This window comes from Desulfobacca acetoxidans DSM 11109, from assembly GCF_000195295.1.
Classification (GTDB): Bacteria; Desulfobacterota; Desulfobaccia; order Desulfobaccales; family Desulfobaccaceae; genus Desulfobacca; species Desulfobacca acetoxidans.
In genome coordinates this window covers 1,767,810-1,792,689 of sequence record NC_015388.1, presented here as the reverse complement: position 1 = coordinate 1,792,689, position 24,880 = coordinate 1,767,810, and the positions used below count along the sequence as shown (strand labels likewise).

General features: G+C 52.0%; 24 protein-coding genes. 13 read left to right on the top strand and 11 right to left on the bottom strand.

Annotated elements, in window-relative coordinates; all coding sequences use genetic code 11:
• Positions 1-428 precede the first annotated feature (428 nt).
• Positions 429-2,045, top strand: a complete 1,617-nt coding sequence (nadB, locus tag DESAC_RS07865) for an L-aspartate oxidase (RefSeq protein WP_013706545.1) — start codon at positions 429-431, stop codon at positions 2,043-2,045.
• A gap of 123 nt (positions 2,046-2,168) precedes the next feature.
• Here the strand turns inward: nadB and DESAC_RS07860 are convergent, their stop codons facing one another.
• Positions 2,169-2,774, bottom strand: a complete 606-nt coding sequence (locus tag DESAC_RS07860; RefSeq protein WP_013706544.1) for a CBS domain-containing protein — start codon at positions 2,772-2,774, stop codon at positions 2,169-2,171.
• 790 nt (positions 2,775-3,564) lie between these two features.
• On the opposite strand from DESAC_RS07860, the gene DESAC_RS07855 reads away from it, so the two are divergent.
• The gene (locus tag DESAC_RS07855; RefSeq protein WP_013706543.1) at positions 3,565-4,269 is read left to right on the top strand and encodes a VPLPA-CTERM sorting domain-containing protein; all 705 of its coding nucleotides are present in this window, start codon (positions 3,565-3,567) and stop codon (positions 4,267-4,269) included.
• Positions 4,270-4,383: 114 nt separating this feature from the next.
• Here the strand turns inward: DESAC_RS07855 and DESAC_RS15230 are convergent, their stop codons facing one another.
• Positions 4,384-5,580: a DUF2333 family protein gene (locus tag DESAC_RS15230; protein WP_013706542.1), complete on the bottom strand. Its 1,197-nt coding sequence runs from the start codon at positions 5,578-5,580 to the stop codon at positions 4,384-4,386.
• A 59-nt stretch (positions 5,581-5,639) separates the two neighbouring features.
• Positions 5,640-6,272, bottom strand: a complete 633-nt coding sequence (gene amrA / locus DESAC_RS07845) for an AmmeMemoRadiSam system protein A (RefSeq protein ID WP_013706541.1) — start codon at positions 6,270-6,272, stop codon at positions 5,640-5,642.
• 292 nt (positions 6,273-6,564) lie between these two features.
• Between amrA and DESAC_RS07840 the strand changes: the two genes are divergently transcribed.
• From DESAC_RS07840 to DESAC_RS07830, 3 genes are all read left to right on the top strand, one after another.
• The gene (locus DESAC_RS07840; RefSeq protein ID WP_013706540.1) at positions 6,565-7,413 is read left to right on the top strand and encodes an arginase family protein; all 849 of its coding nucleotides are present in this window, start codon (positions 6,565-6,567) and stop codon (positions 7,411-7,413) included.
• A gap of 150 nt (positions 7,414-7,563) precedes the next feature.
• Positions 7,564-8,517, top strand: coding sequence for an MlaD family protein (locus DESAC_RS07835; RefSeq protein WP_013706539.1), 954 nt, complete (start codon positions 7,564-7,566; stop codon positions 8,515-8,517).
• Entirely contained in the window at positions 8,507-9,400 is an 894-nt protein-coding gene (locus DESAC_RS07830; RefSeq protein ID WP_013706538.1) for a tetratricopeptide repeat protein, read from the top strand. Before DESAC_RS07835 ends, DESAC_RS07830 begins: the two co-directional genes overlap by 11 nt.
• 439 nt (positions 9,401-9,839) lie before the next feature.
• Here DESAC_RS07830 and hisG read toward each other — a convergent pair whose 3' ends face one another.
• Together hisG and hisI are read right to left on the bottom strand one after the other, a co-directional pair.
• Positions 9,840-10,721: an ATP phosphoribosyltransferase gene (hisG, locus tag DESAC_RS07825; RefSeq protein WP_013706536.1), complete on the bottom strand. Its 882-nt coding sequence runs from the start codon at positions 10,719-10,721 to the stop codon at positions 9,840-9,842.
• Positions 10,708-11,085 carry a phosphoribosyl-AMP cyclohydrolase gene (gene hisI / locus DESAC_RS07820; protein WP_013706535.1) on the bottom strand — a complete coding sequence of 126 codons (378 nt, stop codon included), beginning with the start codon at positions 11,083-11,085 and terminating at the stop codon, positions 10,708-10,710. The genes hisG and hisI overlap by 14 nt, the downstream gene beginning before the upstream one ends.
• Before the next feature lie 455 nt (positions 11,086-11,540).
• On the opposite strand from hisI, the gene DESAC_RS07815 reads away from it, so the two are divergent.
• Positions 11,541-11,909 (top strand): hypothetical protein, encoded by a 369-nt coding sequence (locus DESAC_RS07815; RefSeq protein ID WP_013706534.1) that lies wholly within the window; start codon positions 11,541-11,543, stop codon positions 11,907-11,909.
• 472 nt (positions 11,910-12,381) lie between these two features.
• Here the strand turns inward: DESAC_RS07815 and DESAC_RS07810 are convergent, their stop codons facing one another.
• Entirely contained in the window at positions 12,382-13,332 is a 951-nt protein-coding gene (locus DESAC_RS07810) for a ketopantoate reductase family protein (RefSeq protein WP_013706533.1), read from the bottom strand.
• 8 nt (positions 13,333-13,340) lie between these two features.
• Here DESAC_RS07810 and DESAC_RS07805 point away from each other — a divergent pair, with 8 nt between their 5' ends.
• The 5 genes from DESAC_RS07805 (at position 13,341) to DESAC_RS07785 (ending at position 16,634) form a co-directional block, all read left to right on the top strand.
• Positions 13,341-13,643, top strand: coding sequence for a transcriptional regulator (locus tag DESAC_RS07805; RefSeq protein ID WP_013706532.1), 303 nt, complete (start codon positions 13,341-13,343; stop codon positions 13,641-13,643).
• 190 nt (positions 13,644-13,833) lie between these two features.
• Complete coding sequence (locus DESAC_RS07800; RefSeq protein ID WP_013706531.1) at positions 13,834-14,301, top strand: hypothetical protein; 468 nt, start codon at positions 13,834-13,836, stop codon at positions 14,299-14,301.
• Between the two features lie 384 nt (positions 14,302-14,685).
• Entirely contained in the window at positions 14,686-15,228 is a 543-nt protein-coding gene (locus tag DESAC_RS07795) for a helix-turn-helix domain-containing protein (protein WP_013706530.1), read from the top strand.
• 91 nt (positions 15,229-15,319) lie between these two features.
• Positions 15,320-15,757 (top strand): adenosylmethionine decarboxylase, encoded by a 438-nt coding sequence (gene speD, locus DESAC_RS07790; protein WP_041284372.1) that lies wholly within the window; start codon positions 15,320-15,322, stop codon positions 15,755-15,757.
• A gap of 1 nt (position 15,758) precedes the next feature.
• A complete protein-coding gene (locus DESAC_RS07785) occupies positions 15,759-16,634 on the top strand; it encodes a hemolysin family protein (protein ID WP_013706528.1) in 876 nt (291 codons plus the stop codon).
• Here DESAC_RS07785 and DESAC_RS07780 read toward each other — a convergent pair.
• The 5 genes from DESAC_RS07780 to hpnJ are packed head-to-tail and all read right to left on the bottom strand — an operon-like array spanning position 16,631 to position 21,836.
• Positions 16,631-18,022: a deoxyribodipyrimidine photo-lyase gene (locus DESAC_RS07780; protein ID WP_013706527.1), complete on the bottom strand. Its 1,392-nt coding sequence runs from the start codon at positions 18,020-18,022 to the stop codon at positions 16,631-16,633. The genes DESAC_RS07785 and DESAC_RS07780 overlap by 4 nt on opposite strands.
• Positions 18,023-18,042: 20 nt before the next feature.
• On the bottom strand, positions 18,043-18,420 hold the full coding sequence (locus DESAC_RS07775) for an EamA family transporter (protein WP_013706526.1): 378 nt from the start codon (positions 18,418-18,420) through the stop codon (positions 18,043-18,045).
• Between the two features lie 13 nt (positions 18,421-18,433).
• Positions 18,434-19,309 (bottom strand): hopanoid biosynthesis-associated protein HpnK, encoded by an 876-nt coding sequence (gene hpnK, locus DESAC_RS07770; protein ID WP_013706525.1) that lies wholly within the window; start codon positions 19,307-19,309, stop codon positions 18,434-18,436.
• On the bottom strand, positions 19,299-20,378 hold the full coding sequence (locus tag DESAC_RS07765; RefSeq protein ID WP_013706524.1) for a radical SAM protein: 1,080 nt from the start codon (positions 20,376-20,378) through the stop codon (positions 19,299-19,301). Before DESAC_RS07765 ends, hpnK begins: the two co-directional genes overlap by 11 nt.
• Positions 20,379-20,405: 27 nt before the next feature.
• Positions 20,406-21,836: a hopanoid biosynthesis associated radical SAM protein HpnJ gene (gene hpnJ / locus DESAC_RS07760; protein ID WP_041283865.1), complete on the bottom strand. Its 1,431-nt coding sequence runs from the start codon at positions 21,834-21,836 to the stop codon at positions 20,406-20,408.
• Between the two features lie 552 nt (positions 21,837-22,388).
• Between hpnJ and DESAC_RS07755 the strand changes: the two genes are divergently transcribed.
• Both DESAC_RS07755 and DESAC_RS07750 read left to right on the top strand, forming a co-directional pair.
• Positions 22,389-23,384 (top strand): hypothetical protein, encoded by a 996-nt coding sequence (locus tag DESAC_RS07755; RefSeq protein ID WP_013706522.1) that lies wholly within the window; start codon positions 22,389-22,391, stop codon positions 23,382-23,384.
• 224 nt (positions 23,385-23,608) lie between these two features.
• Positions 23,609-24,646, top strand: a complete 1,038-nt coding sequence (locus DESAC_RS07750) for a hypothetical protein (protein WP_013706521.1) — start codon at positions 23,609-23,611, stop codon at positions 24,644-24,646.
• The last annotated feature ends 234 nt before the right edge of the window (positions 24,647-24,880 follow it).

Sequence of the window (24,880 nt, the reverse complement as noted above, 5' to 3'; positions counted from 1 at the left end):
TTCTTGTTATGAACTTATGTTAATATTAAAGCATGATCGGGCCTCTGTCAAGTGCCTCTCGGACCATTACCGTTAAGATAACAAGATATTCTAATACAAGATAAATGTTCATTCCTCAGCGGCCACCGACGAACCATAAAAATCATCTAACGGCAGCACAGGCTTTTTAGCCTGCGCAGAACTTATTCCATGTAGATTATTCGAAATACTATTGAAAGGCAGGAACCTTCACGTCGGTGCTCATCAGGGGCTCCTCATGACTGCTGCATGGCATGATGATATGATTTTCTCGCCTCTCCAGAACATAATTTCTGACTGACAACCGGAAACCGGACAGGTGTTCATGCCAGACTTGTTTTTTCGCCAGGTTGGCGCGATGCTCCTTTTAATTGTGAGTTGTTTATTATATTCTGGTTAGGTGACGGGATATGGAATATGCCTCCGATTTTTTGGTTATCGGCTCCGGATTGGCAGGACTGAGTTACGCTTTAAAGGTGGCCCCTTATGGATCGGTAAATGTGATTACCAAGCGCGGCATCATGGAGACCAGCACCCGCCAGGCCCAGGGTGGGATCGCTGCGGTGCTCAGTCCGCAGGATAGCTTTGACCTGCATATCAAAGATACCCTGGCCGCTGGCGACGGCTTGTGCCACCAGGATGTCGTGGAATTAGTAGTACGTCAGGGACCGGAACGCATCCGGGAATTAGTGAATTTAGGCGCCCACTTTGATCTGGCCTGCAACAGCGAGGTGGAGTTTGACCTGACCCGCGAGGGCGGGCATTCCTGCCGGCGGATCATTCATGCCCACGATATGACCGGTCAGGAAGTCGAAAGCATCCTGGTGGCCCGAGTGTTGGAGCAGCCTAACATCAGCGTCTTCGAAAACCACATTGCCGTCGACCTTATCACCCGACACAAACTGGTGCGCCGCGGGACCGTGGTTGCCAATGCCGAAGAATCCTGTGTCGGTGCCTACGTGCTCAACGGACCTACAGGCGAGGTACACACCTTCATTGCCTCGATTATTCTGTTAGCTACCGGCGGGGCCGGCAAGGTCTACCTCTATACCAGCAATCCCGATATCGCTACCGGCGACGGCCTGGCTATTGCTTACCGAGCCGGGGCCGAGATCGGCAACATGGAATTCATCCAGTTCCATCCTACCTGCCTATACCACCCAGCAGCCAAAAACTTCCTTATTTCCGAGGCAGTGCGGGGCGAGGGCGGCATATTGGTAAATAAACACGGCACCCCCTTTATGGCCAAATACCACCCGCTCAAGGATCTGGCCTGCCGGGACGTCGTGGCTCGGGCAATCGATACTGAACTGAAGAAGACCGGCGATGATTGTGTCTTCCTTGATATCAGCCACAAATCCAAGGATTTTGTCAAAGCCCGTTTCCCTGGCATTTATCAGCAATGTCTTGAATACGGGATCGACATCACCAAGGAGCCCATTCCGGTGGTACCGGCGGCCCACTATACCTGCGGCGGGGTGGCTACCGACGATATTGGCCGCACGAACATCACCAACCTGTACGCCGTGGGCGAAGTAGCCATGACCGGATTGCACGGCGCCAACCGCCTAGCCAGCAACTCCCTCCTGGAGGCCCTGGTTTTTGCCCATGTGGCAGCAAGCCACTCCCAAAAGATGCTCCCCGGCATCCCCAAACCAAAGTTTTCCGAAGCGCCGCCCTGGGACCCCTCGGGCGCCACCGACAGCGATGAAAACGTGGTGGTCTCCCAGAACTGGGATGAAATTCGCCGTTTTATGTGGAATTATGTCGGCATCGTGCGGACGGACAAGCGGTTAATGCGGGCCCGAAAGCGGATTGACATGATACAGCAGGAGATCAATGAATACTATTGGAACTTTTTAATCACCAGCGACCTCGTAGAACTGCGCAATATCGCTACCGTCGCCGACCTGATTATCACCTGCGCCCTTCAGCGCAAAGAAAGCCGGGGGCTACACTTTAACCTGGATTACCCCGAAAAAGACAACCTTAACTGGCTCCATGACACCATCATCGCTGCCGGTTGACTACCCTTAACCGTAACTTAACCCGCGCAGTTGGTAAATTAATACCCCTTACTCTGTCCCTCCCGCCAGCGGGGGGGACTGATAACTTTCCAGAAAAAAACTTATCAACCACTGACCACCGCCTCATTCTACCAGTTCCACTACTTTCACCCCATGGTCTTTGAGGCTGGCAATAATCGGTTTCAGGTCTATCCTGGCCAGGCGGAAGGCGTAGATCCGCTCCTTGCCAGCCTGGGCTGCCCCCAAACCGACGTTAATAATCTCGCCCCCGGCCTCCCGGATGAGCCGACAGGCCTCTTCATAGGCCAGCGGGTCCTCGGGCAGGGCTACATCCAGGCGAGAGCTGCTCTGCAAGGCCTCGAGCATGAAGAGAAAGGCCGACAACAGATCGATGACAGTTAAAACGCCCACCAGCTTGCGACCACTGAGGACAGGGACACCGCCGATTTTATGTTCCCGGATGAGATGCGCTGCTTCCTCTAAACCGGTCTCGGGGGTGACGCTGATGGGATTGGTATTCATAATCTCCCCCACGGTAATTTCTTCCAGCATCGCTGCCAACATCACCTGATAGAGGTCCCGGGAGGAGAGCCAGCCGGCGAAGTTACCTTGGCGCACTACCGGAAGATGCCGGATGTCCAGCTCCTGCATGATCTTGATGGCCTCCAGGACGCTGGTCTCCGGAGATACCGTGATAGCATCTCGAATCATGATCTTGCCGACGCGCATAGCCGATCCCCCTTCAACAGATTCTGATCCTACTGTAGAACAACCTGTTTGGCAACTCAAGAAAAAAAACCTTGTTGAGACAATGTGCCGTGGCTCAGACATCACCCTCCCCCGGATTCGCATTGAATATTTCCCGATGTTCAACCTTTCGAACTAGAGAACGTCGGGAAATTCCCTGAACGTTATCCGGACAAACAGTTCCAAAGTCCCTAAAACATAATTGGATTTAATCTGTTAGAAGATCTCCAGCGCCCGCTTGGGCGCTACGGGGCCGGATAGCATGTGACTCCCGACAGCGCCCCATTACTATACTATAACCGTTTGATTTTCCATATATATTACTTCTCATAAGCCAGGCTTATCCTTTGAATTGACCCCTGCTGCGCTAGAAGCTATGAGGAGACTTAAGTTAAGGTAAAATATTTTGAACCAGATGTTTAGCTTTTTTGGCAGAAACCTCTGCGGTTAAAACAGTGTTACATAATTACTTCCTATAATATTGAATAATTATTATTAAAAAATATTTGGCATATGATTTGCACCTAGACATTCTAAAATTGCCAGTCCCTGGTAATGTAGAAAAATCTGTCTAAAGATTGAAACATTATTGTAACTCCGGTTTTGCAGTAAAGGTATTCTGGCCTTAATATCTTCTGCCTGCTGCTACCTTATGAGAGGAGGAGGATATATCGGGGCAAGTGGGCAGAGACAAAAAGGAGGGAGGTGGTAGGGGAAGCAATTGGGATGGTATGAATGATTGCTCCCGAAAGGGAATACGGAGGAAGAAGATGTGAAAAGAACTAGTAAAATACTCGTGTTGGCGCTGGGTCTCGTTATCGTATTATCCGTAGGTCAAGCCGCTGCAACTACTGCAACCTACTTCTTTTACCCCTTTGGTGGTGACCTGATAGAAGGGGCGAAGGCCGGTTTGGCTTCCGAAATGTACGTTAGCGATGAGCCTGGCGATTTGATCTCCGGCTATTCGCTGCTCTTTAAATTCAGCTACAATTATTCAAACCCACCAAATGACAGTGCGATCACTAAAATCGCCTTCTATGATGGTATCCTGGACACCAATTATGCTATGGCATGGTCGGGAAATATTGATTTGATCCCGCTTACTGAAGCCGTACCGGAATTCAAATCCTATTTTAAAAAAGATGGTGATTTTCTCATGGGTTTAGAATTCAACAAAACAGAACCCGTCGAGAAAGGTATCGGCTTCGGAGAATCGTTATCCCTCTATTTTAACCCTAAAACAGGATTCAATACCCAGGCTGTCTTCGATGGATTATATAAGGCAGCCGTGCTATACCCTGGCCCTTATACCACTGAAGATTCCTTCCCTGAAAACGGCTTGGCGGTGGCTATTAAAATACAGGGACTTCCTGAAAGTTCGGAACTGGTCAACACCGTCCCCCTCCCAGGTGCCATGCTCCTCTTGGGCACCGGCCTGGCCCGTCTGGCGGCCTGTCTCCGGAGGCGCAAAGACTAAACCATGACTAACCGGTAATATTCCAACGCCAAAGGCGGGGTTCGACCCCGCCTTTGGCTTCTCTCCAGCCGACCTTGTGCGATAACCGGAAGCCAGCAACCGGAGAAACCCGTTTCAGTTCGTAGCCAACACCGTCACCAGGGTAGAGATAACATGCTCGGCCTCCCCGATATAGGTGGCCATATTAGCCCGATGATTGGCCAGGATGCCATCTTTGGCGGCATTGGTGACAATCCAGGGACTTAAATGGGCTCCGGTGTGCAGGGCGTGGATGGCATCTTCCACTAATTTAAAAGAGTTCTTCTTCTGGAGCTGGTCGGCGAAATCCTCCTTGACCCCCTCTAACACCTCCGCCATTCCCAGGGCCACGCCCTGGGAAAAATAAAAATAATCATCGCAGACAAACCAGGAAATGGACTTGCCATCCGCCTCGGTATCTTTGATAAGATTATGAAAGGCGCTCCCCAGGAGATCGCGGAAATGGTTCATCAGGGCAATGAGATTATCCACCCGGGTATAAAACCGGCTGCGATTGTTCTTTAGATCGTCGATGTATCTCTCCAAATCCGACATTGCCTCCCGATATTTGCCGGAAGCAGAAGGAAACCAATACTTGTCGGCACTGACCATAAAGAAATTCATGGCCTCATTCAGATAGGGGTTTTGGGCTTCGGTCATGGCGAACCGGCTCATATTTTCATTGAGCACGACCGCGGTCCGCCGGGCCACTTCCAGAACCCCGAGCTGGAGGTTATTTTTATCGTCCGTCAGGCCGAAGATGCCGAAGATAATGGTATTGGGCCGCCATCCGAAGAAGGACTTATTCACCTCATCATCCATAATCTTGATTAAGGAGCGGGTGAAGGCCTCACCTTTCACCTTTCTGCCGCTCGCCTCTACGACCGGGCTGGGCAGGGGCAGCGGCGGCAACGTCGTGGTCTTCTCCTCGGTCGGTTCCCCCGGTTTCCCCGGTAAGCCGCCGATCTTTGGTTCAGGCCGCTCAGATGGTTTGCCCGCCTCGGGAACAATGCTCGGAGCAGGTCTGACCGGGGCTGGCTCAGGCTCCGGCAATCTCTCCGGAACCTCGGTCTCTAATCCAATCGTCGGCTCCGTGCTTTTGGCAACAATCTCTTCCGGTGGAATAGTCTGTTGAACCCTCTTGGATTCCGAAGCGGCGAAGATATAAACGAGAAAAACCAGTATCACCAAACAGATAATGATGAGGCGATAGCGACGCCACCCGCTTGGCGGCGGGGAGGGTGGAGACGGCGTCGGCAGTGTCTCTTCAGGCGAAGTATTGGGAATGGTCATTATCAACCTCAATGGAAAGTTTGACGGTGCCAGCCCGGAATCTCCGTCCGGCTTTTTGGTTAAAAAATGTCAGCACTGAAAGCGTAGATTTTGGCTTCCGGATCCCGCCAGGCCTCGGGAGAAAGGCCAGCTTTTAGACAGGTGTGTTGCAGAAAAGTATCCCTATCCCAATGATGCTCTGTGGCCACCTGGGGCAGCAACAACCCGCGGTGAAATCCTTTCTCAATATACAGTCCGTGGACACCGACCTGAATTTCATCGACGCTCCCGATTAAGCGCAGTGGCGTCAATACCGAAATCTCGATATCAACATCCTTGAATTCCCGGGGGGTCAATGGTGGAAAGCGCGGGTCCTGAAAGGCCGCCGCCCGGGCCATCTCCTGGATAGCCTGAGCCAGAGGCTTGACGGCTTGGATCAGACCGATACAGCCGCGCAACTGCCCCTGAAGATGCAGGGTAACAAAGGCACCCCGTCTTTCTTTCAGAATCGGCGACCTGATCGTCAGAGCCGGGGGTGATTGGTTCTGCAAAACGGCGCCAATACTCTGGCGGGCAATCTCGTGCAGGGTCTTTTTATCCTGTTCGCTCAACTGCATCTGCTGCTCCTTCCCCGCATGCAAAGACGTGCTCCATCCCAAGATCCCTACAATTCCAACCAAAGCAAGTACTAAGATCCACCTGAACACTGACATCGATTTCCCTCATGATTGCCATCGCAGGGACTGGAAACGCCAAATACGTGCATCTCATGACGCTATTTAACCTAAGTGGTGAGTTTATCAAAATATTTTTATGACTGTCAATTGCAAAAGCCGATCACCCGTTTCCTCAGAGCGACACCCTTGAAAACCACAGATTTTATTGCTATTAGAAAGGAAAATAGCATATCATATCTTTAAGCATTCAGCCATCAGCTATGAATTTCAAGAGAAACGAATTATTATATTAAAAGTTCAGCGATCAGCCTTGAGGGAGGGGGGATATATGGCGCGGATCGGCATCTTTTACCATCCATCATTCAGTCGTAAAAGCTACCTCACAGTAGGCAACCGTCTGCGTGATTTTCCCGAGGCCTTGGAGGAATTACTGCAGCGACCGGAAATCAGCTTATTTGAATGCCCACGCGCCTCAAAGGAATTGATTCTCAAAGTGCACGCCCCGGAAATGCTCCAAGGAGTAGCCCGGGACCGGATGTGTTCCACTGCCTACGAATCGGTGGGCGGCGTCGTGGCAGCTATGGAGGCGCTGGCCAAAGGAGAATTGGACCGGGCTTTCTGCTTTATCGGCGCCGGCGGACATCATGCCGGTTACCGGAGTTTTTGGGGGGCCTGCTGCTTTAACGACGTGGTCATCGCCCTGACCCAGGTTCGGGAAGTCACGTCATTGCGGCGTTTTGCCATAGTCGACACCGATGCCCATCACGGGGATGGCACCCGACAATTGGTGCAGCATGACCCGGAGGTTTTACATCTGTGCTTTTGCGACGAAGATTACCGGTCCGAGGACGGCACTAAGATCGACGTTGACGTCTATCAGTATTCTTGGCGCCAAGATCCTGATCAGGAATATCTCGCGGCGGTGCAAAGCCACATTCCACTTGTCCTGGACTTCAAGCCTGAACTGTTAGTCTGGTACTACGGTTTCGATACCCATAAATACGATTACGGCTCCATCGGCTTAACCGAAAAGGCCTTTTTCCAGATCTGCCAGGTTATGCTCGACACTGCTGAGGCTTTAAAGATTCCGCTACAGGTGGTTTTGGGCGGGGGCTCTTTAGCCGAGTTGGCCACCGCCACTATACCCGGCATCATCCGCCGCCTGGCCGATTATTAAATCTGGTCCGAACTAACAGGCCCATCCGTAGGGGCAAATCCGGTGTTCGCCCCAAACAACTTAAGTGTTACGTTTTATTTTAAAGTTTTCGTTTGAAACACCTGAAGCACCGACCCCACTTGCCGAAACCTGTTGAGGACATTTGCCGGCATGATAAAAACCTATACCCGCAGTGAAAAATTGGCCGGTCTATTCCTGTTCCTGACCCTGATTGTGGGGGTGAGTCTGGTTCTGCTCATCGGCCTGGGCAAGGGCTGGTTTCAGCGACAGCAGACGTATCAGGTGAAATTTCCGCAGAGCTACAATCTCCAACCCGGATCGGCAGTCAAAATGTTTAACACCGAAATCGGCAAGGTGACCCGTCTGCGCATCAGCCGGTTGCGCGATGAAAATCAGGTAGTCATCACCATCAGAGTCGACGCCGAATACAGTGACTTGATCCGATTGGACTCCATTGCCGAAGTGGAAAGTCCAACTATTCTTGGCAGCGAGTTTCTTAGCATCAGCCCTGGTACCTATGGCTATCCGCCCATCGAAGCTTATGGGACCATCCCCTCCCGGGTACAGAAGACCCTGGCCGATTATCTGGAAGAGTTTCAACCCGAGGAGAGCCTCCGGAAAGCCAAGCAGTTTGTTTCCAATATGGCCTTCCTAAGCGAGCAGCTCAAGAGCCATGAGCAGAAGCTTTTGACTACCCTCAATAACTTCGATGCTGTATTGGTGAGCATCTTAGAGGCCAAGGGAACCTTGGGGCAACTGCTGATGCAGAAGGATTTTTACGGCCGTCTGGAATTGGCCCTGAGTCGGGTGGAGGCCATCTTGAAAAACTCAGAAGAACTTACCAAAAACCTCAAGGCGGCATCGGAGAACGTGCCCGGACTGGTTCACAACGTCGGGCAACAGCTTGACCAGGTTAAAAACCTCCTCACAGAGCTTCAGGACGCCGCCCGGAAACTACCGGGGCTGCTGGAAACGACCGATGAGGCGGCCCGTACCGGCAAAGAGGTCCTGGACGCCGTGAAAGCCAACCCAATCGTTAAGATGACCCTGCCCGAGACACCTCCTAGCCAACCGATCCACGTGGAGCCGCGCCATGCGCCTTGACTATTGCGCCACGCTCTGCCTGTTAGCTTTCCTGGCTGCCGGCTGCGGCGGGCGCTATGATCCCTTCGGACGCCAGGTCAATCGAGCTTTGGATGCCAGCATCCAGGGGGAGGAATGCTTCTCCCAGGGGGAGCTGCAACGGGCGGAGAAAGCCTTCCAGAAATCGCTGGGCATCAATCGGAGTATCGATAATCCCTCCGGTACAGCCATCCAATTGAATAACCTGGGGGCCCTGGCCCTGGCACGGGGCGATGCTGCCGCCGCCCGAGACCTTTTCCAGCGGGCGCTTGATATGAACCAGGACCTGGGAAATCGATCCGGGGCAGCAACAAACCTCGCCAACCTGGCCACCGTGGCGCAAAAAGTCGGCGATCTGCCAAAAGCCGAACAGTATCTCACAATGGCCCTGCAGATGGCCCAGCAGGCCAGGGCCGCCAGGGTGCAAGGCCAGGTGCTGTGCCAGGCGGCCGGACTGGCCCTGGACCAGCAGGACACCGCAACCGCCGCCGGCTTTTTGGAACAGGCCCGTGGTATGGCCCAGGATCCTGCAGTACAGGGAGCTTGGAACTACCAGCACGGCAGGTTGGCTCTCAGCCAGGGCAACGCCGAGGGCGCCGTAGCTTTTTTCAGCCAGGCCCTGGCCGCTGATCGCAAACTGCTCCAGAAGTCGGCCATGGCGGCCGACCTTTTAGGACTGGCGGAAGCCTGGGAGCTACGAGGAGACCCGGCGCAGTCGTTTCAGTACTACGCCCGCTCTTCGGAAGTATATGCAGCCTTGGGTAACCTCGCCAAGGTCCAGACTTGTCTGACCGGACTCCGGCGGGTCAACGCCGTCGGGAATCTGGGCCGCTCCCTGCACTTGTATAAAAACAGTGAGCCGTGAGCCGTGAGCCGTAAGCCGTGAGCAGCAAAAACATTATTGTGAGCAGCCGCCACGATTCTGTTTTCATGCTTCGTTGTGTTCGGCAGAACATGTGAACTTATATAAAAACAGTGAGCCGTGAGCCGTGAGCCGTGAGCCGTGAGCAGCAAAAACATTATTGTGAGCAGCCGCCACGATTCTGTTTTCATGCTTCGTTGTGTTCGGCAGAACATGAGCACTTGTATAAAAACAGTGAGCGGTGAGCCGTGAGCCGTGAGCAGCAAAAACATTATTGTGAGCAGCTGCCACGGTTCTGTTTTCATGCTTCGTTGTGATCACCAGAATATACTAATTTATATGGACAACAACTCAAGGACGGCCAGACCTCGGGCAATCCCCTGGCGACTATCAGGGAAAGCAGTCAGAACTGATGGACTTCAGGTCGGGAACCGGAAAAACGCTAGATCACCTTATACAGGGGGTATTCGATGATGCCGGTGGCCCCGAATTTGATCAACTGCGGGATAAGATTGCGGACCTTGGCCTGTTCCACGATAACTTCCACAGAGTACCAGTCGGTATGATAGAGTGAGGCAATTGTCGGCGCCTGCAGGCAGGGAAGGATACTCACCATCTTTTCCATATTTGCCTCCGGCACGTTCATTTTCAGACCCACCATCCTATCAGCCCGCAGCGCTCCTTTCAGCAGCAGAATGAGATTCTCGATTTTCTCCCTCTTCCAGGAGTCCTTTTCCCAGACGTCGTTGTTAACGATAAACTGGGTATTGGTCTGTAAAAGCTCGTGGATGATCTTGAGACCATGGGCACGGATAGTGCTACCGGTTTCAGTGACTTCGACGATGGCATCAGCCAGCCCGGCTCCTACCTTGGCTTCGGTGGCCCCCCAGGAAAATTCCACTTTAACGGGAATATGGCGCTCAGCAAAATACCTCTTGGTAAAATTGACCAATTCGGTGGCGATCTTCCTGCCGGCCAAGTCCTCGGGCCGTTGATAAGGCGACTCCTTGGGAACCGCCAGCACCCAGCGGGCCGGGTTCTTACTAACCTTGGAGTACACGAGATCGGCGGCCACCGTCACCTGCGAATCGTTCTCCATAATCCAGTCTTTTCCGGTCAGACCGCAGTCAAGTGTGCCGTTTTCCACATAGCGGGACATCTCCTGGGCTCGGCACATGGAGCAGCTTATCTCCGGATCATCAATATCAGGAAAATAACTGCGGCCGTTGACGCTGATCTTCCAGCCAGATTTGCCAAACAGCTCGATGGTGGCCTTTTCCAGGCTCCCTTTGGGTATCCCCAACTTCAAGTTATTCACGCCCATACACCTCCTGTGGATCAAAGACCCGAACGCCGACGGTTTTGACGGCGCCTTTTTCCAAACAACGATAAAAACAACTGCGATAACCCGTGTGGCAGGCGGCGCCCCCCACCTGTTCAACTTTGATCAGAACCGTGTCATCATCGCAGTCGAGATAAATTTCCTTTACCAACTGGATATGGCCCGAGGTCTCCCCCTTACACCATAGTTTTTGACGGGTGCGGCTAAAATAGTGGACCCGGCCGGTGGCCAGGGTCTTTTCCCAGGCCTCGGGATTCATAAACCCCAGCATCAACACCTCTCCGGTAGCGGCGTCCTGGATGATGGCGGGAAGCAGGCCATCAAGTTTCTCAAAATTTAGGTTCATACTCTACCCCTTCGGCATCAAGCACAATTTCTGATTATTATAGCAAAATACTCTTTTTACCTTGAATCTGCAACCCGGAATGATACATTAGAAACGTACCTTGACTTGCTCAGTATACTTCAGCTACCTGAGAGAATAGCTCAAGGAATGGTGGGCGGTGCCCATCCGATAGAAGCGAATCTTGTATTCGCCCCAAACAACTGAAATGTTACCTTGCTCAAAGGAGCGAGATCCTCCGCTGCTGGCAGAATATATACCATGTAACCGCAGCAGAGGGACTCTTTTCAGATATGGAAAAGACAACTTTTACCGATTTTCAATCGATCTGAAACATAAGGGCAAGATAGTTGAATTATCCCCACCCATAACAAGACGCAAACTTAGGGTCCGCTTTCAATCAGAACACCGCCGGGCACCATCCCGTTAAACCTGCTCGGAGCTGAGGTGAGAGGTCCATGAGCAACGTTATTCCCTTTAGTGAACTGAGCCGCCAGCATAAATTGCATCTTTTAGATCACAAACGGCGAGAGTTTCAGGAACGGGAACTCTACCTGAATCGACTGCGTAAACTCTTATTCCAGGTGGAGGGCCAGATGCGGCAGGCCGAAATGGAGCAGATCGAACTCTATCACGTCATTATCGATGAGTTTCAGCTTGACGTGCCTTTTCCAAATTGGGGAGATCGGGTGGGACTACAGCGACTCTTTAAAGAACACCCTGCCTTGGTGACAATTACCAGATTTTTAGAGGATCAACTAGACGCCGAGGGTTGCTTTGACCGCTTGACCGAAATGAAAAAACCCGCTGATCGGACTAACCCGTAACCAAACTCCCCCCACCTGATCAGATAAATTAATCGGGTGAGCGTAATCCTTTCCTCCTCGATCAATTTATCGCCGTTCTACCAAAAAAAACTGACCGGACGGGGGAGGCATCCGGTCAGCGGGTATGGGGAGAAAATGGTATATGAACTTTGATTAAGGGGGGAATTGGAGACCTTAATTGTTCATATTTGCCTTTTATTATATGCAGGGTCCATGCCAATATTTAAATGTCGTCGGTATTATTTATTACCACTGTAATATTAAATAGTTATAAGTCATGCGGCTATTGGTTGCAGGAATGCCCATAAACCAAAATATTGAACCATTATCCCTTGAATTCATTCTTTAAAACTCTATCTTATTTATATTTATGATTATATATTGGTATAAGAAATTTTACTGCAAAGTGTGAAAAACTTTCCTGCCGGGCTAAGAAGGCTCAAAGTCCAGACATAAACTTTTATGTCACCGATTATTTGGATACCCCTGCCAAGGTCTGGCGAAATCGGATGAGTTGGGTAATACTTTCATTGTAAGGGGTTCTGATGCGGTGTTGTTTGCCATAGCGGCAGATGGCGCCGTTGAGGGCCTCGATTTCGGTCCGCCGCCCTTGTTGTAAATCCTGAAGCATGGAAGGATAATGCGCGGCGGTGGGCGGCACCAGTCGCTCCAGAAAATGCTGAAAATAACTCTGGGCCGTGGTATGGCTCAAGGGAATCTGTTTGACGGCGGCTACCTGATAAATCTCTTCAATCAGTGAGAACATCAGTCCCCGGGTATCGGAGCTGGCGGCCAGGTCGCCGTACGTCACGCCGAGGATGGCCCCCAGGGGATTGAGGGCACAATTATACAGGACTTTTTCCCAGATGGGGGTTATAATATTATCTTCTAGGCGCGTCGGGATGCCTGCCTTATTGAGGTCAGCTACAGCCTGGCGCAGCCGCCGGTTGCGGTTGTTGTCCGGAAGCAACGCCCCCAACAGGACCTTATCGGCATAAACAGTTACGGTGGCAATGCCAGGTTGGCGGATTTGAGCCCCAAATATCACCCGGGCGCCGATAGTAGCGTTAGGTCCGCAGATCTGGGCAATGGTCTCCAGATTACCCAAGCCGTTTTGGATGGAGATAATCAGCCCTCGCGGGACCAACAGATCGCGTACCCGTTGACAGGCCGCCTCGGTGTCGAAGGATTTGACACAGAGCAGTATAACATCATAGGGTTGGATATTGGCGAGATCAACCGGGATGCCTTCTATCGGCCCCCACCGGTGCTCTCCCCAGATGCCGTCAATGGCCAGTCCCTGGCGACACAGGACCTCAAAGTGCCTTCCCCGACCGATAAAATCAACGGCGTGGCCAGCCCGGCGGAGAAACCCGCCGAAGACCGTCCCTAAGGCGCCGACCCCCATAATCAAGTAGCGCATGGTGCTCCGTGGAACCTGAAAAACAATTGACCCCCCGCCAGGCCATTAAAGCTCTGCTGCAGAAACAGGATTATTCCATCCGGGAGCTGTCCCAGATAATGTCATTGTCAGAAAAAGAGGTACTCGATAACCTTGAGCATATTGCCCAAGCTCCTGGCCCGGATTATCATTTTGTCATTATCCCGGCGGTCTGCCGACATTGCGGTTTTGTCTTTAAAAAACGAGAACGGCTTCGGACTCCTTCCCGATGTCCCCGCTGCCGTCAAGAATCGATCTCTCGCCCCCGCTTTCTTTTATCCTTGCGAGCGTAGGGTATCTTATATTATTTAACTATACCCCGGACAGCTAACAATGGAAATCCCCCAATCGTTTTTTGAAAGGATCAACAACCATGAAAAAAGTTTTGAGTTCCAAATTCCGAGGTGAGTCGATCAAGAACAGCAAATCGATGACAGTCTGTTTACCCGGCTGGCGCGTGACTTACAGATCATGGATAATACTATGAATTCTGCCACACCATTAATTAAAGCCTTCAGGATCAATGCCATTATCAGCGGCGCCATGCTCGGATCCCTATTCCTCTACGCCGTCATTGTCGAAGTCTTCCGATATCGCCATGTCACCCCTCCTTTTTCAATGCCATCTCTTTTAGAGAACCTTCGCCTGGTGTTTGTCTTTCTCTCCTTCGCCGTTTATTTTATGATCAACTTTTTCAGGAAAAGAATCCTGGTAAAACAGTTGGAAGACACCCCAGAAGTTCTCATCCGGAAGTTATCGATGGCTCACCTTATTTCTCTGGCCCTGGCAGAACTGCCAGCTGTCTTTGGACTCCTGCTGTTCTTATTGAGCGGCATCTCCCGCGATTACTATCTGCTTATGGTCCTGTCGATAGCGTTGTTTTACATTTATTTTCCCCGATATAGTTTTTGGGAGGCGTGGTCCAAAGTTAACGAAGCTCAGAGCGGTTGACACCTTCCCGGTCCTCCGAACATACTCACATTGTGTGTTTTTACCTGCGGTCAATGAAGCTCATAACAGTTGACACCTTCCCGATCCTTTTCATAGGGCGTGCGGTGCACGCCGTCTTTTAGGTTAGCGAGGCTCATGGCGGTTGCCAACTTCCCGGGCAGGTTTCGCTATCCAGGCGCCAAATAGTCGATTATGTCCCCAGGACCGAATCATTCAAGGGTAGCGTTTTCGCCGGCAATGGCTTCTCAAGGGCGCCCGGTCTGAATAACTCTAAAATTATTCTCGCAAATACCATAAAAATTTCTTGACGGCGCGGCCAAAAGGCATTATAAATAAAATTCTATTACTAAACAATTTGTTTATTATCATTAAACTGAATAAGCCATGAAGATTGGTGAAAAACTCAAAAGATTGCGCCAGGCCAATTCTCTAACCCAGGAAGAACTGGCCAACCGGGCATATCTCACCAAGGGGTTTATTTCCCAATTGGAGCGGGATCAGACCTCCCCTTCCATAGCCACGTTAAAAGACATCCTGGACGTGTTGGGGGTGTCCCTGGCTGATTTTTTCCGAGATCTGCCCCAAGACCGGGTAGTTTATCCACAGAGTGCCCGGATTACCACCTCGAATTCCACTACTGCATGTCGGGTTGAGGTTCTGGTCCCGGACGCCCAGAACCGGATGATGGACCCGGTACTGGTGACTTTGGCCGGCGGTGCGGCTTTACCGCCCCAGGAACCCCATGAAGGCGAGGAATTCGGTATCGTACTCAAAGGTGCCGTCAGCCTCAGGTTGGATAACAGCACCTTTAGAGTGAAACAGAGCGAATGTTTTTATTTCCGGTCTGACCGGGAGCATGCCGTGGTGAATTTAGGCAAACAGGAAGTGAGAATTTTATGGGTGGTCACACCACCGATTTTTGGTTAAGGAGGTTTATGGCACATTGCACCTGAAGCAAAAGGCTGCCCCAAATGGGGCAGGCCTGTATTACAGTTCGTCTAAAGGGAGGGGCCGTGAATTGGAAAAACCTGAGGTTGGCTTTGGCCAGCACCTGATGCTGGATGGTTATGGGTGTCCGTATGATTATCTGACGGATTTGGACCGCATCTACGAATTTTTGAATCAATGTCCTGATGTAATCCACATGACGAAGATCATGCCCCCCTACGCCTTTAAATATTCCGGCAAGGTCCCCCAGGATTGGGGTCTTTCCGGTTTCGTGCTGATTGCCGAAAGTCACATCAGCGTGCACACCTTTCCTGAAAAAGGTTACCTGAGCATCGACATCTTCTCCTGCAAGAGCTTCGATGCCGATAAAGCAATTGATTACTCAGAAAAAGTGTTTCGGATCGCCACCCGAGAAATACAACTGGTTGACCGGGGTTTGGAATTTCCCCGGAACATCGGCGTGGTGACCCGATTTCTGACTGACGAACGCAAAAACATGAGGATTTAGTATGGACGAACCCGACAGTACCAGGCCCGACCTATTGAGGCGTCTCTGGCGGAGGTGGTTTCGCCGGCGAGATTTATCTCACCCCGAAGCCATTGAGAAAGAGATCCAAAGCATCCTCGAGGCCGGGGAGGAACGCGGTTTCATTACTCGCCAAGAAGGTGAAATGATTGAAAGTATCTTTGAATTCAAAGATACCCTGGCCCGGGAGATCATGGTCCCGCGGGTAGATATCACCTGCATTTCCCAAGATGATCCTATTCACCAGATCATCGCAGTGATTCTGAAGCGGGGCCATTCCCGGTTGCCGGTATATCAAAACAATATCGACAACATCAAGGGCATCCTACTGGCCAAGGACCTGTTGGTCTTTTGGAATAAGCCGGAATCTGACATTGAACTTACTACCGTCCTGCGGCCGGCCTTCTTTATTCCCGAAGCGAAAAAGATCATCGATCTGTTTCGGGATTTTGTGGAGAAAAAGATTCAGATCGCCATTGTTATTGATGAATACGGCGGCACTTCCGGTCTGATCACTATCGAGGATATCCTCGAAGAAATCGTCGGCGAGATCTACGATGAATATGATACTCAGGAGCCACGCCTGCTCCCGCAGGACGATCAATCCGTCATCGTAGACGCCCGGCTGGATATCGAACATCTGACGGAACACTTCGGCGTCGAGGTACCGGAGGGGGAATTTGAATCTGTGGGCGGTCTGATGATCCATCATTTGGGGAAGGTCCCCCAGGTCAATGACACCGTGGTTACCCAAGACCTGGAATTTACCGCCATCGCGGCGGATGAACGCCGGGTGAAAAAAATCCGGGTACGAGCCCTTCCTTCCCCGATACCCGAGAGTTCGGCCGCCGGCAGTTAATTAACGTCCAGCCCTTCTGTGTCCCGCATCTGAGCCCACAATTCCATCCTGGCAATATAGGTCTTGACCTCGAATTTTCTTTTACATCCCGAAAAGCTCATAAAGCGAATCTTGCCAAACACCGGTCGTTCGCCCCAGGGCCGGTCGTGCAACCCGCCGATGGACCAGGCCACCCCGGCGTAGCCATTAGGGTCGCGCCCATCCAACTCATAGCGGTTATTGAGATATAAGGCAATTTCCAACGCCTCCTCCGGCGAGGCGGTCCACTCCAGAATCTTTTTGGCCCAATACATCCTGAGATATCCGTGCATCTTGCCGCGATGTAGCATCTCTAGCTGGGCCGCATTCCACAGGGGATCATGCGTCCGGGCCGACTCAAATTCTCGAAGCGAGTAGAGATAATCCCGCCTGTCAGTCCGGTGCTTATTGAGGGTCTCCTGGGCCCAGGCCGGAAAACCGGAAAACCTGTCGTAGTCGGGGTTATGCCAACAGAAATTGTCTGCCAGCTCCCGCCGGACGATGAGTTCTTCCAGGAAGGCCTGTCTGGCTTCAGTTGGCGCCACGGCCCGCTGCACTTCCCAGGCCACCCGTTGAGCGGCAATCTGGCCAAAATGGAGATAGGGAGAAAGGTCCGACTGGCCCTCCCGGATCGGATCATTACGAGACAGATGGTATCGCGGCAGACCCAGCTGAATGAATGACGTCAGTCTTGCCCGACCGGCACTTTCCCCCGGCTGGCACCAGGAAACAGGCGGGACGCTCCGGTCCATGGCCGCACTGGCCAACACCGAACGCCAATCAATTTGTGGGACTGAATCGGGCCATCGAAATGGGTGGATTTCTATCGACCGGGGCTCCGTCAAAAAATCTGACAATAAACGATGAATCCTCGGCCTCAGGGTATAGGCGCCAAACTCCTGTTTGGCAGAGGCCAGCCAGCACGGGATGATGTTATGGGCATCCACTTCGTAGAACGGGATACTGAGACGCGGCAGAACCTGGTCCTTCCACTGGCGTTTGATCCGCAGCGGATCGAAATCGCTTACTACCGCTCCGGCCCGACTCTGAGCGAGAAACATCGGGATCGTTGCGGCCGGCTCTCCCTGGAGCAGGAAGAAAGGAATATTCTTCTGCCCAAGATTCTGGGTCAGCTCCTCGAGGCCTTTGAGCATAAAATCGTATTGCCGATATGTGGCCTGGAGGAAGTGTGGGACCAGATTGAAAACCACCGCCAACGCCGCCTGGCGGCTCAGGGCCAGGTGTTGAGCATAGAGCAGCGCCCAGTTGTCATCCGCCCGTTGATCACGGCTGAGCCAGCAAACCACCGGCCCACCCCCGTAAGAGCCTTGATTAAGGACACGGGCCCTCTGCAGGTCGTGCGCGTTCATCAAATGACCTTCTTGAGACGTCAGACCCCGCTCTTCGTCACCAGGGCCACCCCGATGCAGATCAGGATAGTACCGGCCCAACGGAGGGGAGAGATGGTCTCTCCCAAAAAGACAATCGCCAACAGGGCCGTCACCACATAGCTCATAGCCGTCAGGGGCAGGACAAAACTGAGTTCGGACCAGGAGAGGATAGCCAACCACAGAAAGAAAAACCCTGCCAGACAGCAGATCCCGGTGATGATGGTAAGACTTGAGAAGATCTGAACCCCCACCCGGAAGAGCGCCACGGGGGTGTACGACGAAATGGCGCCGATCTTTTTCATGCCTTGGGCCAACATCACATCACCGATTGAAACCAGAATAACGGCAACTAAAAGGGCTGATAAGGTCTTGGTCATACACCTGCCATCCTTAAACATCGTAAAAGGAGATTAGTTCGAGCTCATGTTTTCTAAGAGTTTCCGCAATTTTTGGGCTGGTAAGGGCCGCCAGTTCCTCCTGATGTCGATAGTGCGGCATCCAGCGCTGCAGTTCTCGATCCGGTCCGACCGCCGGGTGAAAATAGATTTCTGTCACTCCCGGAGCCAATCGGGGAAGCAGACCCAAAAGAAAAGGTTCATCCATCCAGCCGTCATTGAGCAACCCAAAAAGGTGGTCATTGGTTTTCAATCCCCCGAGGGTTTGGCTGGCCCGTCGGGAGAGCCAGGCAAAAATGAGGGCATGTACCGTCTTGTAGGTCGGCCGCCGCGGGTTTAAGGACAGTGTCACCCTCAGGTTTTCCCTGGCCAACCGTACGGCCGGAATGTTATACTGCCCCGCCAAATCCAGCACTAGAGGCCATACCGCCGGATGCAGATGGATATTCAGGTGCCCGTTGAGAAACCAGGGCCGCAGACCGGCATCCAGCATTTTTTCGATCTGGGCCTGAAGTTCGGCGTATATCTCCTGCTTCACCGGGCGAGAAAAAAAATAGTAGAAACCGGCACCGACCGGTTGTTGACGAAAATTCCCTTGAGAATCTACCAAATGGGGAACGTGCGGCGGGGGTAAGACCGCTCGGCCCTGGATGAGCGTCAGGTGTAGTCCCGGGCACAACCTTGGTCGGGCCCTGGCCAGATTCACCGCCTCCTGCCAGGCAGGGCCATTGATCATTAATGAGGCGCAGGTTAAAATACCCTGCTCATGGGCCTCGATAACGGCGGTGTTCATGGCTGGGGCCAGGCCAAAATCATCTCCAGTGATGATCACCCGGCGGTGCGACCTGGTTCTAATCACCTCACCTGCCACGCTGCATCCAATGCCGGCTCTCGAAGGCGGCAGTCAGGGAGAGCAGGTTGTCTGGATGCAAAAGTTGTCCCAGACCTCGCCACCACTGGCCACCACGCAGGCTCGACCAGGCATCGGCCAGTGACACTGCGAAGTATTGTTGGACGCTGGCGTCCCGGTAACAATCGATGAGACAGGCATGGCAGTTATCCCTCTGACGCGGGAGAGTGGCAAAATCCTCCAGCGGTCCCAAAATGTCGGGAAGATAATGGCAGCGGTAGACATTCAGCTCCCAATCCACGTAAAAATATTTATACCCGGCAAGACAGGGAAATCGCAGCCGACGGCCGGTTAGCTGACGCTGCAACTCTTGCATACCTAAACCGGGATTGAGGACAGTAATCGGGGCCTGCGATTTCCAGGTCCGCAACCGATCAAAAATAGCCACCATCTCGGCCGGAGTGAAAGTAACACAATGATGCGCAGCGTAACTCAGGTACGAGGAGTTCAAGGTCGTCAGGGGATAAGAAAAGGTCGCCCGGTCAAATCCCAGGTAATTCAAAAAATTCCCCAGTACCGTGAAGTCCGGAGCTAATCGGCTGATGGTCACCGAGGCGATGGGAGTGATGCCCGCGCGCCTGATGACCGGCAAGAGAGCCCGAATCGACCGGCTGAGTCCCGCGAAGCCGCGGTGGTTGTCATGGTCTGACTCAGTAGCAGCATCTATGGAAATGATAAGCTGATTGACACCGCTTCGTCCCAAAACCTTAATCAGTCTTTCGTTGAGCAACGCCGCGTTGGTACATAAGAGGTTATGAATCCCCAGGTTGCGGGCCTCACTGAGAACGTCGGGCAGGTGTGGATAGAGTAACGGTTCGCCACCGGTAAATACAATATATCGGACTCCGGCCCGAGCCAAGACCTTCAAACCACGGCAGAGCCGATCGGGATCAGCCATGACCCATTGCTGCGGCTTCAATCGGGAGAAACCACAGAATTCACAACGGGCATTACAGGCATTGGTAACGGCGATCTGAACAAACCCCGGCCCACCCTGGGATAATAATTGAAAAATATCTTTTACTTTCATCAAGAAGCGCCAAGCATTGAACAGACATCAGGTCTTACAGGTGGAATCTTGCTGACGGCGAAATATGAATTGGAAGAATTCCTTCGCTTCTTTGAGCAAACGATGACGTTCCATCGGATCCACGATCATGGTGTGGGCCGCTCGTAACATATAACTGGGCCGGAAATAGAAATAGCGATAAAATCGGGGGACTGCCGCAAAGATCTCCTCGGCTTGCAGTCCCGGATAATCGATGACACACTTTTGATAACCGGTGTCGCCATCCACCATGGCACCAGGTCGAAAGTAGCCCTGGCGGGTACAAAGGTCAAAAAATTCCGTCCCTGGATAGGGGGTAGCCAGCGATACCTGGATCGTATCCGGCTCCAACTCGCAGGCAAAACGCATGGACTCCTTCAAAGTCGCCGGGGTCTCTCCCGGCAAACCTACCATAAAGGTACCATGAATCTGGATGCCCAGCTCCTTGCACCAGCGGGTGAATCGCCGGGCCAGTTCCGGAGTAGCCCCTTTATGGATATTTTTCAGAATCTGGGCATTGCCGCTTTCGTATCCTACTACCAGCAGCCGCAGACCGCCTTCTTTCAAGGCCTTCAAGGTCTCATAACTCGTGGTCACCCGAGCGGTGGCGGACCAGACACACTTGAGAGGGCGCAGTTCTCGGGCCAGGTGTTGGGCTCGCTCGCCATGGGCGGTGAAGGTATCATCGTCGAAAAAGACTTCCTGCGCCTGGGGAAACAACTCCAGAATGCGGCGCACTTCCGCCGTCACATCGGCAACCGAGCGTACCCGATAACGCCGACCGGTGAAAGTCTGGGGCCAGAGACAATAGCTGCAGCGACTGGGGCAGCCCCGTCCGGTATAAATGGAGACATACGGATCTCTCAGATACGGGATGTGGTAGCGCTCAATCTGGAGATCTCGATGATAAATCTCGCTCACCCAAGGCAAGGCATCCAGGTCCTCAATGAAAGGGCGATCCGGATTGTGGCAGACATCACCACTTTCACGATATGTCAAACCTAAAATATCCTTCCACGGTCGCCCGGCAGCTACCTCTTGAATGGTATAATCGAACTCCCGGCGGGCGACAAAATCCACCATTGATTCATCATTGAGGGCGTCTTCAGGCCGGACGCTGACGTGGGGTCCGACCAGACCGACCGATAGATTCGGGTTGGCCTCTTTCAGACGTCGGACCGTATGCAAATCATAGGTCAGAGATGGCGTAGTGGTAAAAAGCACAGCAAGTTCATAATCCCTGGCCATCGCAATCACCTCGGCCACTTCCAGATTAAGCGGTGCGGCGTCGAGCACCTTGCTCCTCGGGATCATACCGGCCGGATAACAGAGCCAGGTGGGATACCAGAAAGACGTCACTTCCCGGGTCGCCTGGTAGCGGGAGCCGGCTCCACCGTCAAAACTTTTGAATGACGGTGGATTCATTAAAAGGGTGCGCATTTCAAACCTTCTTTCGTCCTGAGGTATTATTGGCAGGTGCAGGCGACTCCCGACACCGTATTCGACCTCTGCCATCGGGACATGGTGCACCACGCTTGTATAACACCCATTAAATCATCAAATCGCTTAAATAGTCTGCATCCGGAAAGTCCTTTATTTCCGGGGTTATCCCTTGCAGCGGCGGGCTAACCCGACCTCTACAAACAAGATTTCCGTTTATCCCTTTGTGCTGCAAGCAACACCGCCGCAGTTTCCGGATGAATCCTAAATGAAATATGCTATCTAATATGTCGGCTTTTGTCGATGGAAAATATTACCAGTCCGACGCTTTATCCTATCCTAACTGCCCGGCGGGGGATATTTACCATCAGAGAGTTTTTATTCTTGACTTAATGCGGTGCTATCCCTTATGATCATTTCGAGTTAATCTCAATTCCAATAATAACTTATCTTATTTTAGCATTGATCGGTGAGGATTAAGGGGAGAGGTAGGTGTTAAATCTGGAGAAATCTTAAACTGATCTTAACTGATTAATTACAGGGGGAGAAAAGATGAAAATGAGATGGTTCTGGGGAGTTCTATTCTCATGGTGTCTCATTCTCAACCAGGCAATGGCTGCCGAGCAGGCGAAAACATTGCCGATTGAGATGGGTTTCAGTGCCGGGCTGGGTTTTGATTCCAACGTATCTTCCAATCCGATGCAGATAAACGATGAATCTGCTCAATTAAAATACGGTACCGGTGATTTTTTCTATGAGCATAACGCCAATATCGGCTATACCCTGCCGGTAACATCTGATTTTGGCGTCAAAGCACAGTATTTTGTCAACCAAAATTTTCATTTTCGCCTGACAAGGTTTGATATCCTTAGTCATAATATCAGCCTAATTCCAAAGTTACGGCTCTTCAACAACAGCGGCGAACTGGTAGGACTGTGCAATTTCAATTATCTTGATATCGGATCAGATAAGTATAGGACGTTTTTTACTTTTATTCCGACATACTTCCAGATGCTAACCGAAAAGTTGATGTTGGAAACCTCCCTCGGGTATGAACGCCGATACTACTACGCCCCGATACAGACCTGTCATGACGACGCCAGCGCACACAATTACACTGCCGGTATCGGCGTCTATTATTTTACCAACCCCGAGCGGACTGCTTATCTACAGATGCGCTTCGGTTACGAGGGTAATGCCGCCTTCGGCAACAATTGGGATTATCAAGCCTTTCGCCTGCTGACCGCAGCCGCCTTCCCGATCGTCCAAAAACTCCGGGCGCGGCTTTACCTGGATCTGACGTATCAGTGGTTTAGCGCCAATTGGTTTGATGCCCACAAGAGCGCCAACCCCATCTACGTCGCCACCCACCCGCCTTTTCCAAAACGCCAGGACGAAATTGTCGCCGCTGGTGCTCAATTTTTTTATGACATACGTAAGGATCTCGCCTTGCAGGCCAATATGGATGTCGTACGCGACAGCTCGAACATCTTTTGGTATGCCTATGATCGATATGTCTTCAGCCTGTTCCTGAACTACCATTATTAAATCAGGCAACCGAAAAAATAGTGCACCTGTTTTGAAAGATTTTTTACGGCATCCCTGAAAGGCGCATAATATTTTTGATCTGTCATTTTCCTTAGATTTTTCAGGAGTTCGACACCAACCTCTTTGGACAAGAGAACCTTGCAGGCGCCTTTGAGGGAAAGTCGGTTTCATACGACAACACTTACCTAACAAAGCTGACTAACCGCACTAAGGGAGATCATATTATGGGCAGATTTATCGTTCGTCTCTTGTCGATCATGCTGTTCATTTATTTTACTGCCATCATTCCTCAACTATTTGCCACCGTCAACCGGGAATTGCCGGTTATCTTGCAGGATAAAAAGGTTCCGGGACCGGAGACCAGACCACCCATCGACCTGGGTCCTTTGGGTTGTCCCGGTTGTGAAATACCCTCCAAACTTTCTCCGGCGCAACCCGTACCAACCGGCACTCTGTCCGATGGCCGCCCGTATTGGGGCACCGGCAGCAAAGATGATCCGTTTCGGGATTATCCGGATGTAAATGACCCCTCCGGTGGCATCAATTTTGGCACCGTCTCCGAACCCAAAGAACCTCCGGCACCACCGGCGGCAGTCGCAGCAGCTCCTCAGGCCCCGGCGCCCAAGGCACCAGAAGCTCAGGCCCCGAAAACCGAGACGCCGCCCCCACCCCCGGCTAAACCTAAGCCGCTGACTGATCAGGAGATTTTGGACAAAAAATGGACCTTCTGGCAGGATTTTTATCAATCCTGGGAAAATGACCGGGTAGCTCCTCTGGATCAGTGCCTGAGAAATATGGCAGACGCCAAGAGCCATATCGATTCAATGCGGAAGGCCTACGAAAGCAGGGGAATGACCCCGCCCAGTCCGGATGTCACCTCACCTACCTTTCCACCTCAGAGCCCGGACCAGCAGCGCGCCCTTAATCTCTATAACACCTATACCGCTCAGTTAGAAACGGTCAAAAGAGCGCAAGAGCGGGCCGCCACTACCTTGAGGATTACCCGTGAATCGGCTATCTTCCTGGAAGTTCCGGAACATGAGAGAGTTGCCCGGGAAAATGCCGAACGTCAGCTAAAAATTGAGCAGGAGAAGTTGGACCGCATCAAATCCCGCTGGCAGGAATTGAATTATGGTGATAAATACGGCGCCTTGCCGACAACTAGAACCACGATTCCGGATCCGACCCATCAGCCCAAGGATCATCGCAAACCGCAACGCACCGTTGACGCCATGACTCACAAGATCATGAGCGGCAAGTAGATCATGGCCCTGCGATATTGTGTTACCAATGTGCAATTAAAAGGTATTTGATGTAGGACTCACATCCGGGGGCGAATACCAGATTCGCCCCCGCAGGGCAATCTACCTTTGACGGCGAATCGGTGTGAGTCAGTGTTGTAGTGTTGTAGGGGGGCAAGGCGAAGCGCCTCCCGCTTTCTGGAATGCTCCGATAATGGCAATTATAGAGAAACTGAAGTTGTTAAAGGTAGGTTG

Coding starts and splice junctions, on each gene's coding strand:
- nadB (WP_013706545.1), top strand. CDS start 429: ATGGAATATGCCTCCGATTTTTTGGTTATCGGCTCCGGATTGGCAGGA.
- DESAC_RS07860 (WP_013706544.1), bottom strand. CDS start 2,774: ATGCGCGTCGGCAAGATCATGATTCGAGATGCTATCACGGTATCTCCG.
- DESAC_RS15230 (WP_013706542.1), bottom strand. CDS start 5,580: ATGACCATTCCCAATACTTCGCCTGAAGAGACACTGCCGACGCCGTCT.
- amrA (WP_013706541.1), bottom strand. CDS start 6,272: ATGTCAGTGTTCAGGTGGATCTTAGTACTTGCTTTGGTTGGAATTGTA.
- DESAC_RS07840 (WP_013706540.1), top strand. CDS start 6,565: ATGGCGCGGATCGGCATCTTTTACCATCCATCATTCAGTCGTAAAAGC.
- DESAC_RS07835 (WP_013706539.1), top strand. CDS start 7,564: ATGATAAAAACCTATACCCGCAGTGAAAAATTGGCCGGTCTATTCCTG.
- DESAC_RS07830 (WP_013706538.1), top strand. CDS start 8,507: ATGCGCCTTGACTATTGCGCCACGCTCTGCCTGTTAGCTTTCCTGGCT.
- hisG (WP_013706536.1), bottom strand. CDS start 10,721: ATGGGCGTGAATAACTTGAAGTTGGGGATACCCAAAGGGAGCCTGGAA.
- hisI (WP_013706535.1), bottom strand. CDS start 11,085: ATGAACCTAAATTTTGAGAAACTTGATGGCCTGCTTCCCGCCATCATC.
- DESAC_RS07815 (WP_013706534.1), top strand. CDS start 11,541: ATGAGCAACGTTATTCCCTTTAGTGAACTGAGCCGCCAGCATAAATTG.
- DESAC_RS07810 (WP_013706533.1), bottom strand. CDS start 13,332: ATGCGCTACTTGATTATGGGGGTCGGCGCCTTAGGGACGGTCTTCGGC.
- DESAC_RS07800 (WP_013706531.1), top strand. CDS start 13,834: ATGAATTCTGCCACACCATTAATTAAAGCCTTCAGGATCAATGCCATT.
- DESAC_RS07795 (WP_013706530.1), top strand. CDS start 14,686: ATGAAGATTGGTGAAAAACTCAAAAGATTGCGCCAGGCCAATTCTCTA.
- DESAC_RS07785 (WP_013706528.1), top strand. CDS start 15,759: ATGGACGAACCCGACAGTACCAGGCCCGACCTATTGAGGCGTCTCTGG.
- DESAC_RS07780 (WP_013706527.1), bottom strand. CDS start 18,022: ATGAACGCGCACGACCTGCAGAGGGCCCGTGTCCTTAATCAAGGCTCT.
- DESAC_RS07775 (WP_013706526.1), bottom strand. CDS start 18,420: ATGACCAAGACCTTATCAGCCCTTTTAGTTGCCGTTATTCTGGTTTCA.
- DESAC_RS07765 (WP_013706524.1), bottom strand. CDS start 20,378: ATGAAAGTAAAAGATATTTTTCAATTATTATCCCAGGGTGGGCCGGGG.
- hpnJ (WP_041283865.1), bottom strand. CDS start 21,836: ATGCGCACCCTTTTAATGAATCCACCGTCATTCAAAAGTTTTGACGGT.
- DESAC_RS07755 (WP_013706522.1), top strand. CDS start 22,389: ATGAAAATGAGATGGTTCTGGGGAGTTCTATTCTCATGGTGTCTCATT.
- DESAC_RS07750 (WP_013706521.1), top strand. CDS start 23,609: ATGGGCAGATTTATCGTTCGTCTCTTGTCGATCATGCTGTTCATTTAT.